Source organism: Streptomyces sp. NBC_00029, assembly GCF_045160505.1.
Taxonomy (GTDB): Bacteria; Actinomycetota; Actinomycetes; order Streptomycetales; family Streptomycetaceae; genus Streptomyces.
The window spans coordinates 5,111,895-5,137,548 of record NZ_CP108292.1; the positions used below are offsets into that span (position 1 = coordinate 5,111,895).

Below are 25,654 nucleotides of genomic sequence, written 5' to 3' on the forward strand. Positions count from 1 at the left end.
TCTAGCGGATCGAGTCGAACCAGCGCACCACCTGCGGCGCCGAGCGGACCGCCGTGGTCGTGTGGTCGGCGTCCGGGCCCTGGTCGACGACCTTCGCCCGGACCCCGTGGCGGGCCAGGTCGGCGGCGCAGGCGCGGGAGTTGGCGATCGGCACGTCGGTGTCGGCCGCGCCCGCGTAGAGGCGTACGGGCGCGGCCGGCTTCCAGTCGCAGACGCCGTCGTTGACCCGCACCGCCTCCAGCAGGGCCCCGCTCGGGGTGCGGACGTTCTCGGCCCACTGCGGGGTCAGCAGCTCCTGCGGAGTCGCCGGGAGCGCGGCCACGATGTCCTGCGGCGGGTGGCTGCCGTCGAACAGGCCTTCCACAGCCTGTGCATAGGGGGCCCGGAACACCTCGGCGGGGTCCTTGTAGAGCGGGTGGAGCCGGTTCTGGGCCGTGAGGAAGTAGGAGAGGTAGAAGACGGCGCTGCGCGGGTCGACCCGGCCGTCGGTGATCCCCGGGAACTCGGTGCCGAGCAGGTCGTGCGGCCCGGCGATCGGGGCCAGCGCCCGCAGCCGCAGGCCGTCGCGGCCGTGGGAGAGTTCGCGGCCCAGGGCCATCGCCACCTGGCCGCCCTGCGAGAAGCCGGTGGCGTACACGTCCCGGGTGACCTGGCGCCCGAGCCGCCCGGCCGCCGTGCGGGCGGCCTTCAGCATGTCGACGGAGGCCGTGACCGAGGAACGGGTGTCCATGTACGGGTGGCCGCCGGGGCCGCCGCCCAGGCCCAGGTAGTCCGGGGCGGCGACGGCGCGGCCCGCGGAGGCGTGCAGGTACGGCGTGAGGCGGTTGTATCCGGCGCCCCCGGACGGGGCGTCGTCACGGGTGGCGATCGTGCCGTGGGTGTCGGAGACCAGGTCGAGGCGGTGCGGGCCGCCGCGCGGCAGGACGAGCAGCCCGGTCGCGGTGGTCGGCCGGCCCCGCGGGTCCACGGTCGCGTAGGTGAGCCGGTAGGCGCTCACGCCGTACCGGACGGTTCCGGGGTCGATGCCCAGCGTGCCGAGTTCGGCGACGACCCGGTCGCGGTCGAGGGTGTCCAGCGGGGTGGCGGAGACGAGCGTGCCGCGGGCGGCCGTGGCGGACGCGGCTGCCCCGGCCGCGGGTGCTGCGAGCGCCGCCGGGGCGGCGATCCCGCCGAGTACGGCGGCGAGGGCCACGGCGGCTGCTCCGCGCCGCAGCCACTCCCGCCGCCGATGCCGCTGCTTGCTGTGCTGCTGCGTGATCGTCATGACGGGAACGCTACGGACGGCAGACGCCCCTCAACATCCGGTCAGCACCCGCCGGTTGAGGGGGAAATCCCCCGGACGCCGGACGCCGGACGCCGGACGCCGGACGCACGGCGCGGCGGCGATGCCCGCGTGCGACCGGATCCTCAGAACAGCGGGAGCTGCCCGGGGTGTTCGGACAGCACGAAGCCGTCCAGCGTCGGCGCGGAGGCGCCCAGCACCACGCGGGCCCGCGATCCCGGGCAGGACACCAGGTCGCCGCGGTCGCGCCCCGAGGGCGGATCGTGGCGGGCGATCCGTCCGGCGGTGACGGCGCAGTCGCGGCCGCAGGAGGGGCAGGCCCGGCGGGGAGAGTGGGACATGCCGCCCAGTCTGCCCTGCCGCACCGACACAGGTCCCGCGTCGGTCCCGCGTCAGTCCTGCTGGGAGGCGAGCCACGCCTCGTGCGCGCGCTCCACCCGGTCCCACAGCGCGGCCCGGTCCGCCGGCGTCAGGTCGTCGAGTTCCCGTCCGAAGACGGTGGCCATGGTCTCGGAGAGCTCCTGCGAGGAGGCCAGTTCCCGCTTGTCGCGCCCGCCGTCGGGGCCGATGTGGAGGAGGACCTTGCCGTGCAGCCGGTGGACGCCGCCGGCGTGGCGCCGCAGCATGAAGAAGGACTGCAGGAAGGGGGAGTCCTCGGCGGTGGACAGCCGCAGGTGCTCGTCCGCGAAATCGGCCATGGTCGCGGGGGCCGAGCGGAAGTTCATCGCGGGGAAGGGGGAGTCCTCATTCAGGAAGGTCCAGCCCGTGTCGGACCCGTCGGACGCTTCGGACCCGTCGGACGCTTCGGACCCGGACCCGGATCCGTCCGCGCTCCCGAGCGGCCGCAGGCCGTACGCAAAGCCCCGCTCGTACCGTCCCTCGCGCAGCGGCAGCGGCTCCGGCGGGCCGTCGCCCAGGCCGACGTCCACGAAGTAGGCCTGCCCGTCGATCCGTACGGTCAGCGTGAGGTGGTCGCCGCTCACCTCCCGGGAGTCCGTGTCCGCGCACACGCCCCCGACGTGCAGCGTCACGTCGTATCCGAGCTGCTCCAGCAGCGCCGCGAAGGCGCCGTTGAGGTGGAAGCAGTAGCCGCCGCGCCCCGCGGCGAGGCGGCGTACGGACAGCTCGGGGTCGATGGCCGGCGGCCGGCCCAGCTGGATGTCGGTGTTCTCGAACGGGATCCGCTCCAGATGGGCCCGCGTGAGTGCGAACAGCCCTTCCACGGAGGGGGATCCGGGATTCGTGACGCCGATCCGGGCCAGGTAGTCGGTGTATATGCCAGTGATCATGTTGATCACTCTAGATCCGGACATGTCCGCGGGAGCGGCTATTTGTCGATGTCGCCGACCACGAAGAAGAGCGAGCCCAGGATCGCCACCATGTCCGCGACCAACTGTCCCGGCAGCAGCACGGCCAGCGCCTGGATGTTGTTGTAGGAGGCGCTGCGCAGCTTCAGCCGGTACGGGGTCTTCTCGCCCTTGGAGACGAGGTAGTAGCCGTTGATGCCGAGCGGGTTCTCGGTCCAGGCGTACGTGTGCCCCTCCGGCGCCTTCAGAACCTTGGGCAGCCGCTGGTTGACCGGCCCCGGCGGGAGCACGTCCATCCGGTCCAGGCAGGCCACGGCCAGGTCGAGCGCGTTGTGGGTCTGGTCCAGCAGGCACTCGAAGCGGGCCAGGCAGTCGCCCTCGGTGCGGATGACCACCTTCAGGACGTCCTGGAGCTCGCCGTAGGCCAGGTACGGCTCGTCGCGGCGCAGGTCGAAGTCGACACCGGACGCGCGGGCGATCGGGCCGGAGACCCCGTAGGCGTGCACCGCCTCGGCGGACAGGATCCCGACACCGCGGGTACGGGCGCGGAAGATCTCGTTCCCGTGGACCAGCTTGTCGTAGACGTCCATCCGGGTCCGGACGTCGGCGATCGCGGCGCGGGCCCGGCCGAGCCAGCCGGCCGGGAGGTCCTCCTTGAGGCCGCCGACCCGGTTGAACATGTAGTGCATGCGGCCACCGGAGATCTCCTCCATGACGGCCTGGAGCTCCTCGCGCTCGCGGAACGCGTGGAAGATCGGGGTGATGCCACCCAGCTCGAGGGGGTACGAGCCGAGGAACATCAGGTGGTTCAGCACCCGGTTCAGCTCGGCCAGCAGCGTCCGCATCCACACGGCCCGCTCGGGGACCTCCATGCCGAGCATCCGCTCGACCGCCATGACCACGCCCAGCTCGTTCGAGAACGCGGACAGCCAGTCGTGCCGGTTCGCGAGCATCACGATCTGCCGGTAGTCGCGGGCCTCGAAGAGTTTCTCCGCGCCGCGGTGCATATAGCCGACCACCGGTTCGGCGCTGACGATCCGCTCGCCGTCCAGGACGAGGCGCAGGCGCAGCACGCCGTGCGTGGAAGGGTGCTGGGGCCCGATGTTGAGCACCATGTCGGTGCTCTCCGCCGCTCCGCCGATACCGACCGTGGTCTCCGTCATGCGGGCATTGTCTCAGCCCTAGTGTGGACGCATGGAAACGGGGACGATGGGTGAGACGGGCGGGCCCGCATGGGTCGGGCTGCCGGGTGGGCTGCTCACTCTGCGGCGCACGCTGCTGGTGATCTGGACGGTGCTGCTCGCCGTCGCGACCGCCGTCGTACTGGGGCTGACGGCCGGCCCGGTGTGGGCGGTCCTCGGAACGTTCTGGCTGCTGGTCCTGGCCTGGGGCTGGGTGCTGCTCGGCCGGAACTGGCGCTCCTGGCGGTACGCGGAGCGCGCGGACGACCTGCTGATCAGCAGGGGAGTGCTCTGGCGGGAGGAGACCGTGGTCCCGTACGGGCGGATGCAGCTGGTCGAGGTCACCTCGGGCCCGCTGGAACGGCGCTTCGGCCTGGCCTCCGTACAGCTGCACACGGCCGCGGCCGCCAGCGACGCCAAGATCCCCGGGCTGGTGCCGGCCGAGGCGGAGCGGCTGCGCGACCGGCTCACCGCCCTCGGCGAGGCAAGGTCGGCGGGCCTGTGAACCCCGCCCCGGCCGACGGCCCGGCCCCGGTCGACGGCCCGGCCCCGGCTCCGGACCAGAGCCCTGCCCCGGCCCACGGCGCCGAACCGCCCGCCGCGGAAGGGTCCGCCGCCGGCGGATCCGCGTCGGAACGACGCCTGCACCCCTTCACCCCGCTGCGCCGCGCCTGGGTGCCGATCGCCGCGACCGTCGGCGTGATCGCCCAGCAGGGCGACCAGGCCGGCCGGTGGCTCGCCGACCTGTCCGCCCTCCTGCGGCTGGCCGCGTTCGCGGGCCTGATCCTGGTCTTCGGCGCGTACGGCTTCCTGAGCTGGTGGTTCACCCACTACGCCGTGACCGACACCGAACTGCGCATCCGCAGCGGCCTCTTCTTCCGGCGCACCGCGCACATCCGCCTCGACCGGCTCCAGGCCGTGGACGTCACCCGCCCGCTCCTGGCCCGGCTGACCGGCGTCGCCAGCCTGCGGCTCGACGTCATCGGCACCGAGGACAAGGACCAGCTGTCCTTCCTCAGCGAGAAGCAGGCCGTCGCCCTGCGCGCCGAGCTCCTCGCCCGCGCCGCGGGCTTCGCCCCCGAGGAGGCGGTGCGCCTGGGCGAGGCCCCCGAACGCGAACTGCTGCGCGTGAGCCCGCGCGAGCTCGCCGTGTCGCTGCTCCTCAGCCTCGGCGTGTGGGCGCTGCTGGCCCCCGGGCTGATCGTGCCCGCGGTCGTGTGGTGGCTCAGCTCCAGCCCGGTCGCGGCCATCATCGCCATGCTCCCGCTGCTCGGCGCGGTGTGGACGGGCACAGTCGGCCGGTTCCTCACCGAGTTCGACTGGCGCGTCGCCGAATCCCCGGACGGGCTGCGCCTGGACCACGGAATGCTGGACCGGGCCCACGAGACGGTGCCGCCGGGGCGGGTGCAGAGCGTACGGATCGTGGAGCCGCTGCTGTGGCGGCGCCGCGGCCTGGTCCGCGTGGAGCTCGCCGTCGCGGGCTCGAAGAACACGGTCCTGGTGCCGGTGGCCTCGCGCGCAGCCGCATACGCCGTGATCGCCCGGGTGCTGCCGGGGGTGGACCTGGCGGCCCTGTCCTTTTCCGGGTCCCCGCGGACCGGGTCCCGCTGGGTGGTCCCGGTGTGGTGGAAGGGCTACGGTCTCGCCGTCTCCCCGGAGGTCTTCGCCGCACGGCACGGCCGCCTGTGCCGGCGTACGGAGATCGTCCCGCACGCCAAGGTGCAGAGCGTCCGCTTCGCGCAGGGCCCGTGGGCCCGCGCCCGCGGCGTCGCCGACGTCCACGTGGACACCGGCGCGAACTGCACGGTCACGGCCCGGCTCCGGCCGGCGCCCGAGGCCGCGACCCTGCTGTACGCCCAGGCGGCCCGCTCCCGCACCTCCCGGGCCACCGCCCGCCCGGACCGCTGGATGACGGCCCCGGAGGCGGAGGCGGAGACGTGAAAGCCGACGGGTCCCCGACGCCCTAGCCGGCCCCGCCGCCCGCGCGGACCAGGCCCGTCTCGTACGCCAGGACCACCACCTGGACCCGGTCGCGCAGCCCCAGCTTGGTCAGGATGCGGCCCACGTGGGTCTTCACCGTCGCCTCGGAGAGGACGAGCCGGGCCGCGATCTCGCCGTTCGACAGGCCCTGCGCGACCAGCAGCATGACCTCGCGCTCGCGCTCCGTCAGCCGCTCGATCTCCTTGTTCCGCGGCTCCTCGGTGGTCGTCGGCAGCATCGGCGCGAAGCGGTCCAGCAGGCGCCGCGTCGTGGACGGGGCCACCACCGCGTCCCCGCTGTGCACCGAGCGGATGGCCGCGAGCAGCTCGCCCGGCGGGACGTCCTTCAGCATGAACCCGCTCGCGCCCGCCTTCAGGCCCGAGAAGGCGTACTCATCCAGGTCGAAGGTGGTCAGGATGATCACCTTCGGGTGCTCCTCCGGCTCACAGATCCGCCGCGTCGCCTCGACCCCGTCCAGCCTGGGCATGCGGACGTCCATCAGCACCACGTCCACCTTCGTGGACCGCAGCACCTCCAGCGCCTCCAGGCCGTCGCCCGCCTCGGCGACGACCTCCATGTCCGGCTGGGCGGCGAGCACCATACGGAAACCGGTGCGCAGCAGCACCTGGTCGTCGACCAGCATCACGCGGATGGACATCAGTTACCTCGTCCTCGTCATCTCTTCTTCAGGGGAAGCAGTGCGCTGATCCGGAAGCCGCCACCGGGCCGGGGCCCCGCGTCCAGGGTTCCGCCGACCATACCGATCCGCTCGCGCATGCCGATCAGCCCGTGCCCGGCGCCGTCGGCGCCGCCGTCCTCGTACAGCTCGTGGGCCGCGCCCCGGCCGTCGTCCTCGACCAGCAGGCCGAGCCCGTCGTCGAAGTAGACCAGGCGGACGCTGGCCTTCGCGTCCGGGCCGCCGTGCTTGCGGGTGTTGGTCAGTGCCTCCTGCACGATCCGGTACGCCGTCAGCTCGACCCCGCTGGGCAGCCGCCGCGGCGCGCCCTCGACCTCGAAGTCCACCGCGAGCCCCGCCGTCCGTACCTGCTCGACCAGGACCTCGATCTGCTCGACGTCCGGCTGGGGCACATAGTCCTCGGACTCCTGCGGCTCGCCGGTGCGCAGCACGCCCAGCAGCCGCCGCATCTCGGCCAGGGCCTGGCGGCCGGTGCCGGAGATGGTCTGCAGGGCTTCCTTGGCCTGTTCGGGGGCCACGTCCATGACGTACGCCGCCCCGTCGGCCTGGACCACCATCACCGAGACGTTGTGCGCGACGACGTCGTGCAGCTCGCGGGCGATCCGGGCGCGCTCGGCGGCCACGGCCACCTTGGCCTGGGCCTCGCGCTGGTTCTCCAGGCGCTGGTTCCGCTCGACGAGCTGGGCGTAGTAGGCCCGGCGGGTGCGCAGGGAGTCGCCCAGCACCCAGGCGAGGACGAAGGGGACGATCGCGAAGAGCATGAAGAGGATGTCGTCGCGGAAGTCGCCCTTGTCCACCTGGAAGCGCAGGGCGTACAGGGGGGAGGCGAGGAATCCGACGGCGAACGCGGTACGGGACATCCGCCGCGAGATCTCGGACGAGGCGGCGACCGTGTACAGGATGATCAGCATCGCGAGGTCGGCGTTGTTCACCTCGGTATGGGTGATCAGCTTGTAGACGCCGGTCCCGACGGCCAGCCAGAACATGCCCTGCGTCCACTTGCGGCGCAGGGCCACCACGACACCCATCGCGACCACCGCGGGAACGGCGAGCAGCCGTGCGGTGGTGCTGCTGAAACTGTCGTCGGCGACCTGCAGCATCCCGATCCCGAAGAGGAAGACAGCCCAGAAGCTGTCGACGCCCGTCGGGTGTCTGCGGAGGAAGTCGTAGAGGCGCTGCACGTAACCCAGAGTAGGGAACGCAGATAGGTGCTGGAGTCAACCAGAGGTCCGAACCTGACCTTGGGGGCGTACTCCCCAAGGTGGACGGTGAACATAGCCTTTGTCCGGTGAGCTCTCAGGATGAAGGCACGAATCCGGTCCGGTGGCGCAGGGCGATGGAGGCCGCGCTGTACGGCCGCGACGGCTTCTACGTGCGCCCCGGCGGGCCGGGCCCAGCCGGGCACTTCCGCACCTCCGTGCACGCCTCGCCGCTGTACGCGGGGGCCGTGGCCCGGCTGCTGCGGTGGGTGGACGCCGAGCTCGGGCACCCGGCGGAGCTGGACCTGGTGGACGTGGGGGCCGGGCGGGGGGAGCTGCTGGCCGGGGTGCTCGCCGCGCTGGACCCGCGTACGGCCGCACGGGTGCGCCCGTACGCCGTGGAGCGGGCGGAGCGGCCGGCCGGGCTCGACCCGCGGATCCACTGGGCGGCGGCCCCGCCCGAGCGGACGACGGGGCTGCTCTTCGCCAACGAGTGGCTGGACAACGTGCCCCTGGAGGTCGCCGAGGACGGGCGCTACGTCCTGGTCGCCCGGAACGGTACGCAGACCCCGGGCGGCCCGCTGGACGACGCGGACCGGGCCTGGCTGGAGCGCTGGTGGCCCGGAGGCGGCCGCGCGGAGATCGGCCGGACCCGTGACGAGGCCTGGGCGGCCGCCACCGGGACCCTGGAGCGGGGCCTGGCGGTGGCGGTGGACTACGCCCACACCCGCGATGCGAGGCCCCCGTACGGCACCCTGACGGGCTTTCGCGGCGGCCGGGAGGTCCCGCCGGTCCCGGACGGCTCCTGCGACGTCACCGCGCACGTGGCCCTGGACTCGTGCGCGGGCCCGGGGGCCGTCCTGCTGACCCAGCGCGAGGCCCTGACCGCCCTCGGCGTCTCGGGCGCCCGGCCCCCGCTGGCGCTGGCCTCGGCCGACCCGGTGGCCTATGTACGGGCCCTGTCCGGGGCCGGCGAGGCGGCCGAGCTCACGGACCGCGCCGGGCTGGGCGCCTTCGGCTGGCTGGTCCAGCCGGTCGGCGTCGGCCCGTGGCCCCCGCGGGGCGGACAACACACCTAGAGCCGCTTGGCGCTGCGCAGGGTCGTCGCGTAGTAGCCGTTGCCGTCGAGGCGCGAGGTGCCGCCCTTGTCGCCGATGGTCGGGCCGTTGGCCTCTTCCCGGCTGGAGATGAAGATCTTGTGGCCGTCGGTGTCCGTGCCCAGGTAGATGCCCGTGTGGTCGAGGCGTTCCTTGGTGCGCGCGTCGAGCTTGAAGAACAGCAGGTCGCCCGGCTGGATCACGTCGATCGAGACGGGCCGGTCCTGCGCGCCGACCCCCTTGAGGGGGAGGACGTCCGCGCCCAGGGCGGAGCGGGCCATGCCGTTCGCGGTGCGCGGCAGGCCGGAGCCGGGCTTGTCGTCGGACATCAGCGGGTAGCGGGCCCGGAAGCCGAAGACGGTGCGGATGAAGCCGGAGCAGTCCATGGCCCGGTACCGGGCCGTCTGGGGCTGCTTCTTGGTGCCGTCGCGGAAGGTGTACGGCGTGCCGAGGTAGTCGTAGAAGTCCGACTGTTCCAGGCGCAGGTCGTTGCCGGCCGAGCCGGCGGGGTTGAGCGGGCCGAAGGCGGCGTCACCCGCGTAGGAGACGCCCTGCGGGTCCTTCTTCACCGGGGCCTGGTCGCCGTACTGGAAGGCCATCGCGAAGATGTCGTCCTCCTGACTCCCGAAGTACTTCTTGAACCACTCCTTGAACCACTGCTCGTTCTCCGCGCCCTCCTTCCACGGCTGCGGCATCAGGCGGACCCAGTTCTCGGTGACGACCCGGGTCGTGGTGTTGGCCGGCTCGGTGAAGGTGCGGCTCGGCCCGGTGAGGGTGGCCGTGCGGGCGCTGTCGGTGAAGGTGGCCAGCACCTGGCCGGTGCCGTCCCGCATCACCGACCGGTCGGGGCTCTGGAGGCGTTCCCACTTCTGGGCGCCCGCCGCGCCCGCATCGATCCCGGCCGCGATGTTCTTGTCGACGACGACCTGGACGGCGGGCGCCTTGGCCTGCTCCTGGACGCGCAGCGCGTACGTGAGGTAGGCGCTGCCGGCCAGCAGTGCGAGCACGGTGACCGCGTGCAGCGCGGGACGTGTGCGGCTCTTCGACTTGGCGGTCATGCGGGGGGCTCCGGAGCGGTTGAGTACGGGCGCGGGTTTTCGGGGGTCACGCGGCCGGCATGACGCCGAGCAGGATGCCGGCGGTCAGCACGACGTAGGTCATGAGCGTGGTGCTGCCGGTGGCGAGCAGCGTGGCTCCCTTCGGCTGGCGGACCAGCTGGTAGCCGATCAGGCCCGGCACGATGAAGCCGAGGGTCTGGTTCGTGTAGAGGAGCGGGAACTCCATCTGGAGCACGATGACCACGGTGGCCTGGAGCAGGACGCCGAGCAGCACGACGGCGGCGAACAGTCGCTTGCCGTAGAGGATCACGAAGCGCTGCACGATCAGCGTCAGCACGTACGTCATGACGGTCACGCCCACCACGAGGGCGGCGCGCTGGAGGTCCTCCAGGAGGGTCAGCGCCAGCCAGCCGGGGGTGATCATTCCGCCGGGCGAGAGGTTGGTCGTGAGGTAGCAGACGAGCGAGAAGAGCAGACCCAGGGCAATGCCGATCGCGGCGATCTCGGGGGTGAGGACGGCGGGGATCAACGGGTCTCTCCAGGCTTCTGCCCGTACCCCTGCGGGGGGCTCGGGTGGATCTGCGGCTGCGGCTGCGGCTGCGGCTGAGGCGTCTGCGGCCAGGCCGGTACGGGCGTGGCGGCGCGGATGCCGTACGGGTCGGGGAGGGGGGCGGGGGCGTACGGCGCGGCCGCCCGCGGTGCCTGCGCGTACGGGTCCGGCACCCGGGGTGCCGCGGCGCCGTGACCGTACGGGGTCTGCGCGTACGGGTCCCGGCCGCCCTGGACCTGTCCGCCGCCGTACGGGTCCTGCGCGTACGGCGTCTGCGCGTACGGGTCCTGCGCGTACGGGTCCCGGCCGTACGGGGCGTCCGCGTACGGGTCGAAGGGGCGGGCGTACTGCCCCGCCGGCTCCTCCTGCCGTACGGAGCCCCAGCCGTCGGAGTCGTCGGAGCGGTCGAAGTCGTGCGCGTCGTCCGTCTCGTCCGCCGGCAGCTCCGCGAGGTGCTCCAGCAGCACCTCGCCCTGCCCGTGGATGTTGCCGATGGCGACGAGCGAGGAGCTGGGCCCGAGGTGCCCCAGCAGCTCCCGCATGAACTCCTCGCCGTCGCGGTGGTCACCGCCCAGGTCGACGGCGCGGTCGCGCCACTCGGCCGGGATCGCGTCGATGGCGCTCTTCGCGGGGTGGCCGATCACGAAGACCTTGTCCGGCCGCAGCTCGGGGATGATCCCGCCCATCTGGCCGTTGCGCTCGACCCGGTCCGGCCGGCAGTTGATCACCACGCTCAGGGGGCGTTCCACCGCACCCAGGTCCAGCAGCTGGTTGATGTTCATCAGCGTCGACTCGGGGTCGTTCGCCGCGAAGACGTTGGCGAACCGCAGCCGCTTCCCGCCCGGGGCCAGGTACCGCTCGACGGAGAGCACGCCCGGGTCCGGCGGGGCCTCGTACATCCCCTGCAGGGCGGTCTCCCGGTCGACGCCGAGGAGCTCGGCGACGGTGAGCGCGATGGCGACGTTCTCCTTGAAGGTGAACCAGCTGAAGCCGCGCAGCTCCTCGTCGGAGACGGTGTCGGGGTCCGCGTACACCAGCCGGCAGTCGCGGGCGTCCGCCTCCTCCTGGAGGACGTCGAAGCGCTCCTTCTCGGCGGTGACGCAGATCCCGCCGTGCGGCATCGACCGGGAGAGGGAGCGCGCGATGTCGTCGAGGGTCGGGCCCATTTCGGCGACGTGGTCCTCGCGGACGTTGCACAGGACGCCGATGGTCGACTGGATCAGCTTGGACTGGTTGATCTCCTGGAGCGCCGGCATGACCGCCATGCACTCCATGACGAGCGCGTCGGGACGGTAGGCGGAGGCGCGCCGCACGATGCCGATCTGCTCCACGACGTTGGCGATGCCGAACTTGCGGTAGACCGGTTCCTCGGTGGCGTCCGGGTGGATGAACCGGGCCGCCGTGCCGGTGGTCTTGGCGACCGTGACCAGGCCGCCGCCGCGCAGCGCCCCCGCGCACAGCCGGGTGATGGAGCTCTTGCCGCGGATGCCGTTGACCAGCACCCGGTGGGGTATCCGGTGCAGGCTGGCGAAGTGCCGGCGCTGCTCCACGATGCCCGCGACGAGCATGATCGTGCAGCAGACCAGCAGCACGCAGTAGAGGAAGAGCACGGGATCAGTTCCTTCCGGCCGGGGCGGACGGCCGTGCGTCGGCCTGCTTGCGCTGCTGCTGCTGACGCTGCTGGAGCTGCTGGCGGATGATCTCCAGGCTGCGCGTCACGGCACCCACCTCGTCGTGGTGGCGCGGGTACAGCACCGTGCGCCGGTCGCCGTCGGCGAGGGCCTCGGCGCGCCGGGCGAGCTCGCGCAGCGGGGCGACCACGATGATCTGGAGCCAGCCCAGGCAGGCCGCGCCGACAGCGAGGCCGAGCAGGCCGGCGAGGACCGTGCGGTTCTGCAGGCTGTACTCGTGGATGGCCAGGCCCTTGGCGGACTGCCAGCTGACCACGGTCCAGTCCATGGGCTTGGCGGCGCCGCCGCCCACGAACGGGGCGGCCGCCGCGATCACGTGGTCGCCGCCGCTGCGGTAGAGGATGCTGCCGGGCCGCGGGGACATGCCGACCTTGAGGGCGGAGCCCGCGACGAGGGCGTCCAGCCGCTCGTCGTCGAGCTTCTCGAAGGCGCGGTAGCCGCTGTTGGAGGCGATGATCCGGTGCTGGGAGTCGACCACCCGGATCTCCCCCAGGCCCGGGCGCCTGAGCAGCGAGTTGAGGAAGTCGATGCGGAACTCGCCGACGACGGCAGTGCCGTCCCGCCCCGGGACCTGGGCGGTCGCGATGACGACCGGTTCCTTGCCGCCGTCGTGGAGGGCGATCGGCTCCTTGCGGGGCCCCTTGCCCCCGGCGGCCTGCGGGGTTCCGCCCGCCTGGGCGAGGACCTTGCCGGTGCTGTCGAGCACGTACAGGGACGCGTAGCGCAGGTGCTCCCTGGCGGTGTGCTCCAGGACGCTCGTCATGTGCTGCGGGGTGGTGTCGTCGGCCATCAGCGAGGCGACGGACAGCAGGTCGGCCTGCCCCTCGTTGAGGGCGCGGCGGATCCGGTCGTTGAGGGTGTCGGTGCGTTCCCGCTGGTCGTTGACCAGCTGCTGCGGTACGACGACGTCCGCGCCGGCCCGGTTGACCAGCAGGCCCAGGGGCACGCACCAGGCCAGGAGCAGGACCCCGCACAGGGCGAGGAGCACACGGGCGCCGCCGCGGCGCCCCCGCGTGCCGCGGGAGCCGGGCGCCGTGTCCTCCAGCAGCTGGCCGCGCAACCGCTCCAGGGCGGTGCCGATCCTGGCCGCCTCGCCCCCGCGGGGGACGGACACCGGGCGGGTCAGGTCACCGCGGGTCAGCCGACGGCTCTCCAGGAACAGGGCGATCAGCGGGCGCTGCACGGTGCCGACGAGCAGGGCGACGACGAGGGCGCCGACCAGCAGCAGGGCGCCGGCCAGGATCAGCCCGGCGAAGGCGTCGGAGGTGCGCGCGGGGTTCTGCGCGACGTTGACCATGGCGACGACGGTCAGCTCCAGGCTGGTGGCGCTGGTGCCGACGCCCGGTTCGGGTCCGGCGAGGCGGGCGTAGCCCGCGGCGGCGCGCTCACCGCCCCACTCGCCGCCCATCAGGCTGCCGCTGACCCCGAGGAAGCCGCCGGAGCCGGGCTCCTTCGCGGTCAGGGGGTTGGCCGCGGTCCGCTTGGCGGCGGTCCTGGCGAAGGAGTCGAGCTGTTTGGTGTCGCGCTTGACGTCGGCGCGCTGGAGGTCGGTGAGGACCATCTCGGGCTCGGGGATGCCGTCGTTGCTGAGCACCTTGCCGTCGGAGCCGACGACGGCGATGGAACGGAAGTTGCCGAGGCTGATGCCGGGGAAGCGCAGGCTGCTGGAGGCGACCAGCAGCTGCTGGGGACGGTCCTCCCAGGACAGCAGGGAGAGGGTGAGCAACCGGGTCTCGCCGTTGGCCAGTTTGACCATGCGGGGGGCCAGGCCGCCTTCGTCGGCGAGCCGGGTGCGGTCGATCGCGGTCAGGGGGAGGTTCTCGCCGCGGGCGGCCAGCAGCCGGCCCGAGCCGATCTCGACGACCGCGGTGCCGCGCCACTTCTGGTAGACGCTGCCGATCTTGTCGAGCACGGCGTCCGGGGAGACGGGCTTCCCGGCGGAGAAGAGGGCCCCGGCCCGGCCGAGGTCGGTGACGCTCTCGTCCAGCGAGGCGCGCAGCGCGATCGCGCCGTCCTCGGCGAAGTGCTGCTGGGAGGTGAGCACGGCCGCGGGCAGCCGGTCCTCGCGGACGCTGCCCAGGCTCAGCGCGGTGAACCCCGCCAGGGCGAGCAGCAGCACCGACAGCACGGTGATCGGCGGCCTGATGCCGCCGAGCAGTGACATGTCGGCCCTGCGGCCGGCCTTGTGCCGCCGCTTGGCGCGGGATACGGCCACGGAGGGGGTCCTTCCTGGACTGGGCTGGACGGGGCTGAACGGAGCTGAACCGGACGGGGCTGAACCGGACCGGGCTGAGCCGGGCCGAGCCGGACCGGCCCGGACCGCGCCGGAGAGCGGGAGGTCGTGCGTACGTACGCGGGCCGGTGTGCCCGGTGGTGTCACTCGGGCAGTTCGCGCAGGGGGCGCAGTCCGTCCTTGGCGGCGCCGCGGTTGAGCATGGTGCCCTGCGTGCGCTCGAAGGCGAGGCGGTAGCGGGAGCGCTGCTCGGGCAGCAGGTTCTTGTCGTTCTTGAGGGCCTCCACGACATCGACCAGGCGGTGGTCGCGCACCGGCTCGGGCTGTGCGCCGGGCAGGTCCGATCCCGGGGTGCTCTCGGGGTCCGGCGGGATGTCGGTGAAGGTGGGCACGAAGCGGGCCCGGACGTCCCACGCGCCGTCCTTCTCGCTGAACTCGAACCAGCCGATGGCGCCCTCCTCGGTCAGGCCGCTGGGCACGTCGTGGCGGGCGAGCTGGTTGCCGAGCCCGTAGGCGACCCAGGTGCCGTCGACCTTCTCCATCGGCTGCACGACGTGGGCGTGGTGGCCGATGACCAGGTTGATGCCGGTCTCCTTGGCGATGCGGCGGGCCAGTTCCAGCTGCGGGTTGCTCGGGTTCGGCTGGTGCTCGCGGCCCCAGTGGATGGAGAGGATCACCACCTCGGCGCCGGCCGCGCGGGCCTTCTTCTCGGCCGCGGCGATGGCCTTGAAGCTGATGAGGTTGGCCAGCCAGGGCTTGTCCTTGGGGACTTCCCGCCCGTTGAAGCCGAAGGCGAAGGAGATCTGGGCGACCTTGACGCCCTTGACGTCCAGGATCAGGGGCTTGTCGTCCTCTTCCTTGTTCCGGGCGGAGCCGGTGTGCTTGAGGCCCTCCCGGTCCAGGGTGTCCAGGGTCCGGTACACGCCCTCCGGGCCGTGGTCGAGGGTGTGATTCGACGCCGTCGAGCAGGTGTCGTACCCGACGTTCTTGATCGTCTTGGCGATCTGCGGCGGGACGAGGAAGTCGGGGTAGGTCTGGAACGGGCCGTTCGGCCTGCCCAGGACCGGCTCCATGTGGCAGATGCCGAGGTCGGCCTTGCTGATGACCGGCTTGACCCCGGCCATGATCCGGTCGAAGTCGTAGCCCGTGTGCCCGGCCGCCTTGGCGTCCCGGGCGGCCTGCCCGGTCAGCTGGGGGTGGATCAGGATGTCCCCGGCGGCGGCGACCGTGAAGGAACGGCCCGCGCTCCCGCCCGCCGCGTCGTCCGAGGCCGTCCCGGGAGCCTCCTTCGGGCCACCGAGCAGGCCGCACCCCGCGAGCGCGAGGCCCAGCGGGAGGAGGAGTGCGGCGCGGGCCGGAGTGGAGGCCGGACGGGGAGGGGCGATTTTCACTCGGCTATTTTCAGCCAGTGAAGACTGTGACGTCCACGAAGGACCTGACGATCGGCTTGATCATTTGTGGTGTGATCATGTCGATGGCGTCCTGCGCCGTTTTTAATCCGACCAATTCGGGCCAAAAGAGCGCTGCCCCCTCGTCGTCGCCTGTGGCGGAGGACATAGATCTACTTGGCCGGGTCACACGCTTCGCCGCGGAATTCGGGATGACGGGCGGATATCGTGCGCCCACACGAGCCCAGAAAGCGATCTTTGTCGAAGGCGTTTCCGCCCTTTTCGACGGAGATGTCGACCGAGCGCGCATGCGGCTGGCCGAGGTGGACTACAGGATCGACGTCTTCACCGACGCGGCCGGCGGGCGCCGCTTCGCGGAGGTCTCCGACGGTGCGGGCCGCTCCGGCTCCGCCACCCGGGGATGGGGCCGGGTCTACGTCGCCCTCGGCGCGCCCCCGCGCTGGTCGGTCCAGGTCCCGCACCCCGTCGCGGACCAGGGCACCGAGCGGCTCGGGGCCAGGGTGCTGCGCGGCGCCCCGGGCGGGGTCATGGTCATGGCGGGGGCCCACCGCACCGCGGGGGCGGGCGCGGGCCCCGGCGAGGGCGGAGCCGGCGACGAGGCGGACGACGGGGACGCCGGGGGCCCGGCGGACATGGCGCACCGCACCGACTCGGTCTTCCACGCCGTGATCACGGAACTCGCGCGGCGCGGCCTGCCCGGCGTCCAGCTGCACGGCTTCGCCGACGACTCCATCCCTGGCACCGGCTCCGTCGTCTCCACCGGCAGGGGGAGCCTGGCGGTCGAGGACGCCGAACGGCTCGCCGGGAAGCTGGCCGGCCAGGGCGTCGAGGTGTGCCGGGCCTGGTCGGACACGTGCCGGCTGGCGGGCCGGACCAATGAGCAGGGCCGGCTCGCGGCCGAGCACGGGACCCGTTTCCTGCACGTGGAACTGAGCAGGACCACCCGCTCCGGCTCCCGCCGGCTGGACGAGACCGCCCGGGCGATCACGTACGTCACCGAGCGGTGGTCGCGGGCCGCCCCGTAGGGGACGCCGAAGGGCCGGGACCCCCCCGCAGGGGATCCCGGCCCTCCTCACCGGCTGGTTACTGCGTGACCTCGTCGTGGCCCTGGTGCAGGCCGCCGCCGCTGCCCGTGCCGCCCGTGGGCTGCGAGACGACCGGCTTCGACAGCGGGGCCAGGTCGTGGGCGTAGTGGCCGACCGCGTCCGCGATGACGTCGACGTTGATGTCGAGCGCCTTCTGGTCGATGTTGGTGATGTCGTCACCCTTGCCGTGGTAGTTCACGTCGTAGGCGACACCCGCCTGGCCGCCGAACTTCGCGGCCTGCTCGGCGGTCTTGATGCCCTCGGCACCGGTGAAGGTACCGCCGGACGGGATGCCCACCTCGATGAACGGGCCGTAGTCCGAGCGGCCCGAGAAGTCCGTGCCCTCGTGCGGGATCTTCTTCGAGTCGAGGAAGTCGTTGATCCCCTTCTCCAGCTGGGCGGAGCCCTCCGGGCCGGGGCCCGAGCCGGTCGCGTCCGAGTCGTCGCCGTCGTAGACGAAGTAGGCGGCGTTCGGCGAGGCGATCATGTCGAAGTTCAGGTAGAGCTTGATCTGCTTCTTCTGCGCGTCCGTGAGGCCGGCGACGTACGCCTCGGAGCCGAGCAGGCCGAACTCCTCCGCCGACCACCAGGCGAACTTGACCTTGTTCTTGACCTTCTTCTGCTCGCTCGCGAGCCGCTGGGCGACCTGCAGGATGCCCGCCGAGCCCGAGCCGTTGTCGTTGATGCCCGGGCCGGCCGCGACCGAGTCGAGGTGCGAGCCGAGGAAGACGGTGTTGTTCTCGTCGCCGCCCTTGGTCTCGGCGATGACGTTGAACGTCTTGCGGTTCTCGCGCAGCTCGCGGATGTCGAGGGTGACCTGGACCGGGCCGGCGGCGGCCTCTGCGGCCAGCTTCTCGCCGTCCTCCTGGGTGATGCCGCCCGTCGGGACCTTGCCGAGGGTCGGGTCGCCGAGGGTGCCGTTCAGGGCGCCCGCGGTGTTGTTGAAGATGACCGCGCCGACGGCTCCGGCCGTCGCCGCGTTCTGCTGCTTCACCGCGAAGGTGCAGCCGCCGCGCTTGATCAGGGCGATCTTGCCGGTGAAGGTGCCGGAGGCGAAGTCGCCGGGCTCGCAGCCGTTCGTCCCGTCCGCGTCGACCGGGGCGACGGCGACGTCGGCGGTCACGCCGCCCTCCGGGGAGTTCGCCGTGTAGGTCATCAGGTGGATCGGTACGTCGCGCTCGTTCGCGCCGCCCACCGTCAGCTTCTCTTCGATGGTCTCGACGTAGACGAAGTCGAACTCGTTCCTGGTGACCGTGTAGCCGGCCGCCTTCATCACGGCCTCGATGTACTTGGCCGACTGCTCGTGGCCCTTGGAACCGGCCGCGCGGTTGCCGTTGTTGTAGTCGGCGAGCGACTGCAGGACCTTGAGGTGGTTGTAGGCGCCCTTGCCGGTCGCGTCCTTGACCAGCTTCTTGGCCAGGGCGTTGCCCCGGGCGGCGTCGCTCTGCGGGCTCCCGGTGGCGCCGGCCGGTCCGGCGAGCAGCAGGGGCGAGACGAGCGCCGCGGCTGCCAGGGCGGCGGTTGCTGCGGCTATACGACGTGAGGGCATGAAGGTCCTTCCACGACAAAGGCGAGCAGGGCAGGGCGGAGCAGGGCACAGCAAGGCGGAGCGTGGTGCATCGGACAAGCAGAAGTGGTGCGCGTTACGTGGGGGATCGGTGGACGCACGTTAGACAGCAAGTGGCCACGATGGCCAGAGTTTTCGCTGATTCCGGTTTATGAATTCCGTATATCGGTGACTCTGGGCCGCTTGATTCCGGCCAACTGCCTGCCGATTCGTCCTAGCGGAGGATGCCCTCGATGAAGTCCGATCCGATACGGGCGACCACGGGCAGATCCAACTGGTGCTGGGCATACCGTCCCTGTCGCCGCGTATGCATCAGACCGGCCCTTTTCAGGACGGCCAGATGGCGCGACACCTCCGGCGCGGTGATCCCGTGCACGGTCGCCAGCTCGCTCGTCGTGTACGGGGCCCGCGCCAGACTCCGGCACAGCCTCATCCGCAGGGGATGCGCCAGCGCCTCCATCCGCCGCTGCAGCAGCTCCACCGAGCCCGGCGCGGAGGCCGGTTCGGGACTGCCGAGCGGATAGTGGACCACCGGCCGCCAGCCCGGAGCGTGCAGCACCAGCAAGTGCGGCCAGCCGAAGTTGGTCGGTACGAAGACCAGGCCGGTGCCTATTCGGGGATCGGTCGCGGTGGCCGACCCGTGGACCATCTTGTCGACGGTGATGGTGCTACCGCCCCCGTCGACGCTCAGCGCCGCCGAGACCTCCTTGAGCGCGGCCGGCAGCCCCTTGCGGCGGAGCACCTCGCTCTTGTGCCGGGCGTCGGCGCTCTGACCGGGCTCGACGCGCTTCCACGTCTCGGCGAAGAAGGCCTCGTCGCAGTCCTCCAGGAGGCGCCGCATCCACACCCGTACGGCCGCCGTGTCGTCCAGCAGGCGCACGGAGAACTCCAGCTGGCGCGGACCGCGGGCTGCGGCCGTCTCCAGCGCCCTGGCCCGTGCCGCCGGGTCCGCCAGCGGCGAGGAGGCCGGGCCGCCCTCGTTGTAGAGCGCCAGCCAGCAGTGCTCCAGGGCGGCCCGCACGAACTGCTCGTCGTCCAGCCGGTCGAGTACGTCCAGCTCCTCGGCCAGCGTCGCGGCCGGCCGCCCCGTTCCGCCGGGGAGCCCGGCGAAGGGCATGAAGATGTCGGAGAAGGAGCTCCGCCACATGAAATCGGCGTCCAGCAGCCGGTCCGCGAGACACGGATCGAGCGACGCGGCGGTGGCGGTGGTCCAGGAGGCCAGCCCGGGGTGGTGCGCGGGCTGGGAGAGCGCGTGCAGGGACATGCAGAGCTCCGCGAGCGGGGAGGGCGCGAAAGTGATCCGCTCGGTGGGCAGGCCGGCGATGTCGATGGTGACGCTCATCAGGCCATTCTGTCGTTCCGCGCAGCGCGGGGAGCCCCGGGCGGGCCGCCCGGAGCCGCCGTACGAGTGGCCGCGGGCGGCCCGGGGCCGAGGCCGGACGAGTGATCGTTCCCGGCGCGGGAGCGCTTTCGAGCCGCTCGATTGACCGGGAACGTCAACTGTCGTGCGCGATGCCGCCGACGGGGTGAGGCTTGAGTCATGACCGCCATCGAGCAGTACCTCATCGACACCTACCGGGCCTCCCAGCAGGGCGCCCCGATGCCTCCCCCGCCCGGCCGGGACGACGTCGCCGCGATCCGCTCGCTCCGCACGTACGAGCAGGCCAGAGCCGTCGCGGACGGGGCCTCGGCCCGCCACCCGTGGCGCGCGGCCCTGCGCCGGATACTGGCCCGCCCGCGGGCGTGCTGATCCGGCGCGGGCCGCGGGGCCGCGGGGCAGGGCCTATGCGAAATTGGGCGCGTTGCGCTGGTACACGAGCCGCAGCCCGATCAGCGTGAGCCACGGTTCGTGGTCGTCGATCACCGAGGACTCGCCCAGCACCATCGGAGCCAGCCCGCCGGTGGCGATGACGCGGACGTCGTCCGGGTCGCCGTTGGGTCCGGCCAGCTCCTTCGCCATCCGGGTCACGACCCCGTCGACCTGGCCCGCGAAGCCGTAGACCACGCCCGACTGCATCGCCTCGACCGTGGACTTCCCGATCACGTTGCGCGGCCGGGCGAGCTCGATCTTCCGCAGCTGGGCACCCCGCACGCCGAGCGCGTCCATCGAGATCTCGATGCCCGGGGAGATCACCCCGCCCACGTACTCGCCCTTCGCGGACACCGCGTCGAAGGTGGTCGCCGTACCCAGGTCGACCACGATCGCCGGGCCCCCGTAGAGCTCGACCACCGCGACCGCGTTCACGATGCGGTCCGCGCCGACCTCCTTGGGGTTGTCCATGAGGATCGGCACGCCCGTCTTGGTGCCCGGCTCCACGATCACCGCGGGCACGTCGCCGTAGTAGCGGCGGGTCACCTCGCGCAGCTCGTGCAGGACCGACGGCACCGCCGAGCAGATCGCGATGCCGTGGATCCCGTCGCCCAGCTCGCTGCCGAGCATCGGGTGCATGCCCATCAGCCCCTGCAGGAGCACGGCCATCTCGTCGGCCGTGCGCTGCGGGTCGGTCGAGATGCGCCAGTGCTCGACGATCTCGTCACCGTCGAACAGGCCCAGGACCGTGTGGGTGTTGCCCACGTCGATGGTGAGGAGCACGGGTTACACCGCCTCGCGCAGATCGAGCCCGATGTCCAGGATCGGCGAGGAGTGGGTCAGCGCGCCGACGGCCAGGTAGTCCACGCCGGTCCCGGCGTAGGCGCGCGCCGTGTCCAGGGTGAGGCGGCCCGAGGACTCCAGCACCGCGCGGCCGGCCACCAGCGCCACGGCCCGAGCGGTCTGCTCGACCGTGAAGTTGTCCAGCAGGATCAGGTCGGCGCCGGCCTCCAGGACCTCGCCGACCTGGTCCAGGGTGTCGACCTCGACCTCGATGGGGACCTCCGGGAACGCCTCGCGCACGGCCTTGAAGGCCTGCGCGACACCGCCCGCCGCGACCACGTGGTTGTCCTTGACCAGCGCCGCGTCCGAGAGCGACATGCGGTGGTTGACGCCGCCGCCGCAGCGCACCGCGTACTTCTCCAGCGCGCGCAGGCCCGGCGTGGTCTTGCGGGTGTCGCGGACCTTCGCCGAGGTGCCCTCCAGCGCGTCGGCCCAGCGGCGGGTGGCCGTCGCGATGCCCGACAGCCGGCACATGATGTTCAGCGCGCTGCGCTCCGCCGTGAGCAGGTCACGGGTGCGCGAACGCACCGACAGCAGCAGCTGGCCGGCCGTGACGGTGTCTCCGTCCTCCGCGTGCCGCTCCACCTCGAAGGCCTCGGTGCAGACCACGGAGAACACGGCCTCGGCGATGCGCAGACCGGCCACGACACCGTCCTCGCGCGCGACGAAGTCGGCGACGGCCTCGGCCTCCTCCGGCACGGTCGCCACCGTCGTCACGTCCACGCCGCCGTCCAGGTCCTCGGACAGCGCCATGTGCGCGATGTCCTCGACCTCGATCGGGTCCAGGCCCGCGTCTGCGAGCAGCTGCGCCAGCGCGGGGTCGAGGCCGCTCTCCTCGCCGTCGCCGCAGCCGCAGTCGTCGCCGCAGCCGCCGTCGTTCTGGTCGATCAGGGGAAGTTCGGGGGTGCTCACGGTCACTGCTCCAGGCTCGGGGTGCTCAGGGGGTGCACGGACGGGAAGTCCGCGGAGTCGGTGGGTACGACGACCAGGGCGCGCTTCTCGGTCGCCGAGAGCCGGACGACGAGGTGGCGGCGCCAGTGCGCATCGTCCCGCTCGGGGTGGTCCTCGCGCCAGTGGCAGCCGCGGGTCTCCACGCGCCGCTGCGCCGCGGCGACCAGGACCCGCGCCACGCACAGCAGGTTCGTGGCCTCCCAGGTGTCCACGCCCGGCTCGGCGGTCTTGCCGTGCGCTTCGAGATCGTTCAGGGCGGTGGCGTACAGCGCTTCCAGGGCGTCGGCGGCCGCGCTCAGCGAGGCGGCCGAGCGCAGCACGCCCGCGCCCTCCGTCATGATCCGCTGGACCTCGTACCGGGCACCGCCGGGCTGCAGCGGTCCGGTCGCCGGGACGGGTATGCCCGGCCCGCCGCCCGCGGCCCGCTCGGCGACGATGTCCTCGGCGATCCGCTCGGCGAAGACCAGGCCTTCCAGCAGGGAGTTGGAGGCCAGCCGGTTCGCGCCGTGCACACCGGTGCAGGCGACCTCGCCGCAGGCGTACAGGCCGGGGACCGTGGTCCGCCCCTGCAGGTCGGTCCGCACACCGCCGGACGCGTAGTGCGCGGCCGGTGCCACCGGGATGGGCTCGGTCACCGGGTCGATGCCGTGCGAGCGGCAGGCGGCCAGGATCGTCGGGAAGCGCTGCTCCCACATCTGCGCGCCGAAGTGCCGGGCGTCGAGGTACATGTGCTGCGCGCCCTGCTCCTGCATGCGGCGCATGATGCCCTTGGCGACGATGTCGCGCGGCGCCAGCTCGGCGAGCTCGTGCTGCCCCTGCATGAAGCGCACGCCGTCCGCGTCGACGAGGTACGCGCCCTCGCCGCGGACCGCCTCCGACACCAGCGGCTGCTGCCCCTCGGCGTCCGGGCCGAGGAAGAGCACCGTCGGGTGGAACTGCACGAACTCGAGGTCGGAGACCTCCGCGCCGGCGCGCAGCGCCAGCGCCACGCCGTCACCGGTGGACACCGACGGGTTGGTGGTCGCGGAGAACACCTGGCCCATGCCGCCGGTCGCGAGGATCACGGCGGGCGCGTGGACGGCGCCGACCCCGTCGTGCTGGCCCTCGCCCATGACGTGCAGGGTGACACCGGCCGTACGGCCCTGTGCGTCCTGCAGCAGGTCCAGTACGAGGGCGTTCTCCACGGTCTCGATGCCCGCGGCCTGGACGGCCTCGACCAGTGCCCGCGAGATCTCGGCGCCGGTGGCGTCGCCGCCCGCGTGCGCGATCCGGCGGCGGTGGTGGCCGCCCTCGCGGGTGAGTTCTATCTCGCCGGTCTCCGTGGAGGTGTCGAAGACCGCGCCGGTGTCCATCAGCCGCCGGACCGCGTCCGGGCCCTCGGTGACGAGCAGCCGTACGGCCTCCTCGTCGCACAGGCCCGCGCCCGCGACCAGGGTGTCGTCGAGGTGCTGCTCCGGGGTGTCGCCCTCGCCGAGGGCCGCGGCGATACCGCCCTGGGCCCAGCGGGTGGAGCCGTCGTCGAGCCGGGCCTTGGTGACCACGACCGTACGGCGGCCCCCGGCGGCGCAGCGCAGCGCGGCGGTCAGGCCCGCCACGCCGGAACCGACGACCACGACATCGGCGTCGAGGGACCAGCCGGGGGCCGGTGCGTGCAGCCGTATACCGGTGCCCGCGCCTGCCCCGCCCGACGGGATGCCTCTGCCTGGGGTGCTCACGAGTGTGCTCCGAATTCCAATGGGATGTTGTCGATCAGCCGGGTCGAGCCCACCTTCGCGGCGACGGCCAGCACGGCCTGCCCGGTGAAGTCCTGACCGGTCTCGGTGAAGTCCAGCGGGTCCACCAGCGCCAGGTAGTCCAGTACGAGCGGCGGCTCGTGGCGGCCCGCCTCCTCCAGGATGTGCAGCGCGGCGGCCCGTACGGCGTCCGGCAGTCCGGAGCCGGCCGCGGACACGGCCGCCGAGACGGCGTGCGCGTCGGCGGAGGCACGGATCTCGCCGAGGCGGGCCAGGGCCGTGGCCCGCTCGTCGCTGGCCGGGGAGGCCTCGGCGCGGGCGCGCAGCGCCGCCTGCGCGGCCAGCCGGTCGCGGCCGGCGAACAGGGCACGGGACAGGGCCAGGGCGGTGTGCCGCTCGGCGGCGGAGAGGTAGCGGTTGCGGGACGACAGCGCGAGCCCGTCCTCCTCGCGGACGGTCGGTACGCCGACCACCTCGACGGGGAAGTTCAGGTCGGTCACCATCCGCCGGATCAGGGCCAGTTGCTGCGCGTCCTTCTGGCCGAAGAGGGCCAGGTCGGGGCGGGTGAGGTGGAGCAGCTTGGCGACGACGGTCAGCATTCCGTCGAAGTGCCCCGGACGGGTGGCCCCTTCGAGGCGCCCGCCCATCGGACCGGCGGTGATCCGCACCTGCGGGTCGCCGCCCGGGTAGACCTCGTCGACCGCGGGGGCGAACACGGCGTCGGCGCCGGCCTCTTCGGCGATCGCCAGGTCCGCGTCGAGGGTGCGGGGATAGCGGTCGAGGTCCTCGCCCGCCCCGAACTGCAGCGGGTTGACGAAGACGGTGACGACGACCTGGCCCTCGGGCCCGGCCTGTTCACGGGCCGCGCGGATCAAGGTGGCGTGGCCCTCGTGGAGGGCGCCCATGGTCATCACCACGGCCCGGCGGCCGGTGCGCGCCAGCTTGTGCAGCTCCTCGGCGGTGTGCAGCAGCAGATCGGTCACCGGTCGCCCCCGTCGGACTCCGTGTCGGCGAGCACACCGAGAAGGTCCTCGGCGAGTTCGGGCTTGAGCAGACCGTGCGAGAGGGCGCGGTCCGCGGTGGTGCGGGCCATCGCCAGATATCCGGCGACCGCGGCGGGCGCGTGCCGGCGCAGCTCGGAGACGTGCGCGGCGACCGTTCCGGCGTCCCCGCGGGCCACCGGCCCGGTCAGGGCGGCGTCGCCGGAGCGCAGGGCGTTGTCGAGGGCCGCGCCGAGCAGCGGGCCGAGCATCCGGTCGGGATGCTCCACGCCGGCCTTGGCCAGCAGCTCCATCGACTGGGCGACCAGAGTGACCAGGTGGTTCGCGCCGAGGGCGAGGGCCGCGTGATAGAGCGGACGGTTCTCCTCCGCGATCCACTCGGGTTCGCCGCCCATCTCGATGACCAGGGCCTCGGCGGCCAGCCGCAGCTCGTCGGGAGCGGTGACGCCGAAGGAGCAGCCGGCGAGCCGCTGCACGTCGACCTCGGTGCCGGTGAAGGTCATCGCCGGGTGCAGGGCCAGCGGCAGGGCTCCCGCGCGGCGCGCCGGGTCGAGCACGGAGGTCCCGTACCGGCCGGAGGTGTGCACGAGGAGCTGTCCGGGGCGGACCGCGCCGGTCTCGGCGAGGCCCTCCACGAGGGACGGCAGTGCGTCGTCGGGGACGGTGAGGAGCACCAGGTCGGCCAGCTCCAGCACCTGTGCGGGCGGCACGAGCGGCACATCGGGCAGCATGCGCGCGGCCCGGCGCACGGAGGTGTCGGAGACTCCGGAGACGGCGACGGGCCGGTGACCGGCCTGCTGGAGCGCGCACGCCAGCGCGGGACCGACGCGGCCGGCTCCGACGACGCCGACGGCGAGCCGGGCAGGGCGTGGCTGCTGTGATGGATTCACGCGGGGAGGGCCCTTCCGTTCCAGTCCGCGGGGGGTACCGGACGATACGTCGCCATGCTAGCTCCTGGGCTGTTGGCCGGTCGGTGGCGA

General features: G+C 72.7%; 23 protein-coding genes. 5 read left to right on the forward strand and 18 right to left on the reverse strand.

All coding sequences use genetic code 11. The features are described 5' to 3' along the window. Position 1: 1 nt before the first annotated feature. The 4 genes from OG753_RS23940 to OG753_RS23955 form a co-directional block, all read right to left on the reverse strand. Positions 2-1,264 (reverse strand): alpha/beta hydrolase family protein, encoded by a 1,263-nt coding sequence (locus OG753_RS23940; protein WP_405790071.1) that lies wholly within the window; start codon positions 1,262-1,264, stop codon positions 2-4. A 143-nt stretch (positions 1,265-1,407) separates the two neighbouring features. Further along, positions 1,408-1,623, reverse strand: coding sequence for a hypothetical protein (locus tag OG753_RS23945; protein WP_327263749.1), 216 nt, complete (start codon positions 1,621-1,623; stop codon positions 1,408-1,410). Between the two features lie 51 nt (positions 1,624-1,674). Further along, positions 1,675-2,571, reverse strand: a complete 897-nt coding sequence (locus OG753_RS23950; RefSeq protein WP_327263750.1) for an arylamine N-acetyltransferase — start codon at positions 2,569-2,571, stop codon at positions 1,675-1,677. A gap of 38 nt (positions 2,572-2,609) precedes the next feature. Continuing rightward, the gene (locus tag OG753_RS23955; RefSeq protein ID WP_405790072.1) at positions 2,610-3,752 is read right to left on the reverse strand and encodes an NADH-quinone oxidoreductase subunit D; all 1,143 of its coding nucleotides are present in this window, start codon (positions 3,750-3,752) and stop codon (positions 2,610-2,612) included. A gap of 31 nt (positions 3,753-3,783) precedes the next feature. Between OG753_RS23955 and OG753_RS23960 the strand changes: the two genes are divergently transcribed. Continuing rightward, positions 3,784-4,275, forward strand: a complete 492-nt coding sequence (locus tag OG753_RS23960) for a PH domain-containing protein (protein ID WP_327263752.1) — start codon at positions 3,784-3,786, stop codon at positions 4,273-4,275. After that, positions 4,272-5,711 (forward strand): PH domain-containing protein, encoded by a 1,440-nt coding sequence (locus tag OG753_RS23965; RefSeq protein WP_405790074.1) that lies wholly within the window; start codon positions 4,272-4,274, stop codon positions 5,709-5,711. The genes OG753_RS23960 and OG753_RS23965 overlap by 4 nt, the downstream gene beginning before the upstream one ends. A 22-nt stretch (positions 5,712-5,733) precedes the next feature. Here the strand turns inward: OG753_RS23965 and OG753_RS23970 are convergent, their stop codons facing one another. Together OG753_RS23970 and OG753_RS23975 are read right to left on the reverse strand one after the other, a co-directional pair. Next, positions 5,734-6,408 (reverse strand): response regulator transcription factor, encoded by a 675-nt coding sequence (locus OG753_RS23970; protein WP_327263754.1) that lies wholly within the window; start codon positions 6,406-6,408, stop codon positions 5,734-5,736. Positions 6,409-6,425: 17 nt separating this feature from the next. After that, entirely contained in the window at positions 6,426-7,628 is a 1,203-nt protein-coding gene (locus OG753_RS23975; RefSeq protein ID WP_327263755.1) for a sensor histidine kinase, read from the reverse strand. A 155-nt stretch (positions 7,629-7,783) separates the two neighbouring features. Here OG753_RS23975 and OG753_RS23980 point away from each other — a divergent pair, with 155 nt between their 5' ends. After that, complete coding sequence (locus tag OG753_RS23980) at positions 7,784-8,725, forward strand: SAM-dependent methyltransferase (protein WP_327266875.1); 942 nt, start codon at positions 7,784-7,786, stop codon at positions 8,723-8,725. Here OG753_RS23980 and OG753_RS23985 read toward each other — a convergent pair. The 5 genes from OG753_RS23985 to OG753_RS24005 all read right to left on the reverse strand — a co-directional run bounded on the left by OG753_RS23985 (position 8,722) and on the right by OG753_RS24005 (position 15,606). Next, the gene (locus tag OG753_RS23985) at positions 8,722-9,801 is read right to left on the reverse strand and encodes an NlpC/P60 family protein (protein WP_327263756.1); all 1,080 of its coding nucleotides are present in this window, start codon (positions 9,799-9,801) and stop codon (positions 8,722-8,724) included. The two genes, OG753_RS23980 and OG753_RS23985, sit on opposite strands and share 4 nt — an antisense overlap. Before the next feature lie 46 nt (positions 9,802-9,847). After that, on the reverse strand, positions 9,848-10,330 hold the full coding sequence (locus OG753_RS23990; RefSeq protein ID WP_327263757.1) for a poly-gamma-glutamate biosynthesis protein PgsC/CapC: 483 nt from the start codon (positions 10,328-10,330) through the stop codon (positions 9,848-9,850). Continuing rightward, complete coding sequence (gene pgsB / locus OG753_RS23995; RefSeq protein ID WP_405790077.1) at positions 10,327-11,961, reverse strand: poly-gamma-glutamate synthase PgsB; 1,635 nt, start codon at positions 11,959-11,961, stop codon at positions 10,327-10,329. Before pgsB ends, OG753_RS23990 begins: the two co-directional genes overlap by 4 nt. Before the next feature lie 4 nt (positions 11,962-11,965). Continuing rightward, entirely contained in the window at positions 11,966-14,206 is a 2,241-nt protein-coding gene (locus OG753_RS24000) for a HAMP domain-containing protein (protein ID WP_405792777.1), read from the reverse strand. Between the two features lie 212 nt (positions 14,207-14,418). Then, positions 14,419-15,606: a CapA family protein gene (locus OG753_RS24005; RefSeq protein WP_405792779.1), complete on the reverse strand. Its 1,188-nt coding sequence runs from the start codon at positions 15,604-15,606 to the stop codon at positions 14,419-14,421. 365 nt (positions 15,607-15,971) lie between these two features. Between OG753_RS24005 and OG753_RS24010 the strand changes: the two genes are divergently transcribed. Continuing rightward, positions 15,972-16,709 carry a hypothetical protein gene (locus OG753_RS24010; protein ID WP_405790079.1) on the forward strand — a complete coding sequence of 246 codons (738 nt, stop codon included), beginning with the start codon at positions 15,972-15,974 and terminating at the stop codon, positions 16,707-16,709. A gap of 58 nt (positions 16,710-16,767) precedes the next feature. On the opposite strand, the gene OG753_RS24015 is transcribed toward OG753_RS24010, so the two are convergent. Together OG753_RS24015 and OG753_RS24020 are read right to left on the reverse strand one after the other, a co-directional pair. Then, complete coding sequence (locus OG753_RS24015; protein WP_327263761.1) at positions 16,768-18,318, reverse strand: M28 family metallopeptidase; 1,551 nt, start codon at positions 18,316-18,318, stop codon at positions 16,768-16,770. Between the two features lie 232 nt (positions 18,319-18,550). After that, a complete protein-coding gene (locus OG753_RS24020; protein ID WP_405790081.1) occupies positions 18,551-19,678 on the reverse strand; it encodes a DUF5937 family protein in 1,128 nt (375 codons plus the stop codon). Positions 19,679-19,876: 198 nt separating this feature from the next. On the opposite strand from OG753_RS24020, the gene OG753_RS24025 reads away from it, so the two are divergent. Beyond that, complete coding sequence (locus OG753_RS24025) at positions 19,877-20,086, forward strand: hypothetical protein (RefSeq protein WP_327263763.1); 210 nt, start codon at positions 19,877-19,879, stop codon at positions 20,084-20,086. Positions 20,087-20,119: 33 nt separating this feature from the next. On the opposite strand, the gene OG753_RS24030 is transcribed toward OG753_RS24025, so the two are convergent. The 5 genes from OG753_RS24030 to OG753_RS24050 are packed head-to-tail and all read right to left on the reverse strand — an operon-like array spanning position 20,120 to position 25,564. Continuing rightward, the gene (locus tag OG753_RS24030; protein ID WP_327263764.1) at positions 20,120-20,929 is read right to left on the reverse strand and encodes a type III pantothenate kinase; all 810 of its coding nucleotides are present in this window, start codon (positions 20,927-20,929) and stop codon (positions 20,120-20,122) included. Between the two features lie 3 nt (positions 20,930-20,932). Next, complete coding sequence (gene nadC, locus OG753_RS24035; RefSeq protein WP_327263765.1) at positions 20,933-21,901, reverse strand: carboxylating nicotinate-nucleotide diphosphorylase; 969 nt, start codon at positions 21,899-21,901, stop codon at positions 20,933-20,935. A gap of 2 nt (positions 21,902-21,903) precedes the next feature. Beyond that, positions 21,904-23,655 (reverse strand): L-aspartate oxidase, encoded by a 1,752-nt coding sequence (locus tag OG753_RS24040; RefSeq protein WP_327263766.1) that lies wholly within the window; start codon positions 23,653-23,655, stop codon positions 21,904-21,906. Beyond that, positions 23,652-24,656: a pantoate--beta-alanine ligase gene (panC, locus tag OG753_RS24045; protein WP_327263767.1), complete on the reverse strand. Its 1,005-nt coding sequence runs from the start codon at positions 24,654-24,656 to the stop codon at positions 23,652-23,654. The genes OG753_RS24040 and panC overlap by 4 nt, the downstream gene beginning before the upstream one ends. Further along, the gene (locus OG753_RS24050) at positions 24,653-25,564 is read right to left on the reverse strand and encodes a Rossmann-like and DUF2520 domain-containing protein (RefSeq protein ID WP_405790084.1); all 912 of its coding nucleotides are present in this window, start codon (positions 25,562-25,564) and stop codon (positions 24,653-24,655) included. The genes panC and OG753_RS24050 overlap by 4 nt, the downstream gene beginning before the upstream one ends. Positions 25,565-25,654 lie beyond the last annotated feature (90 nt).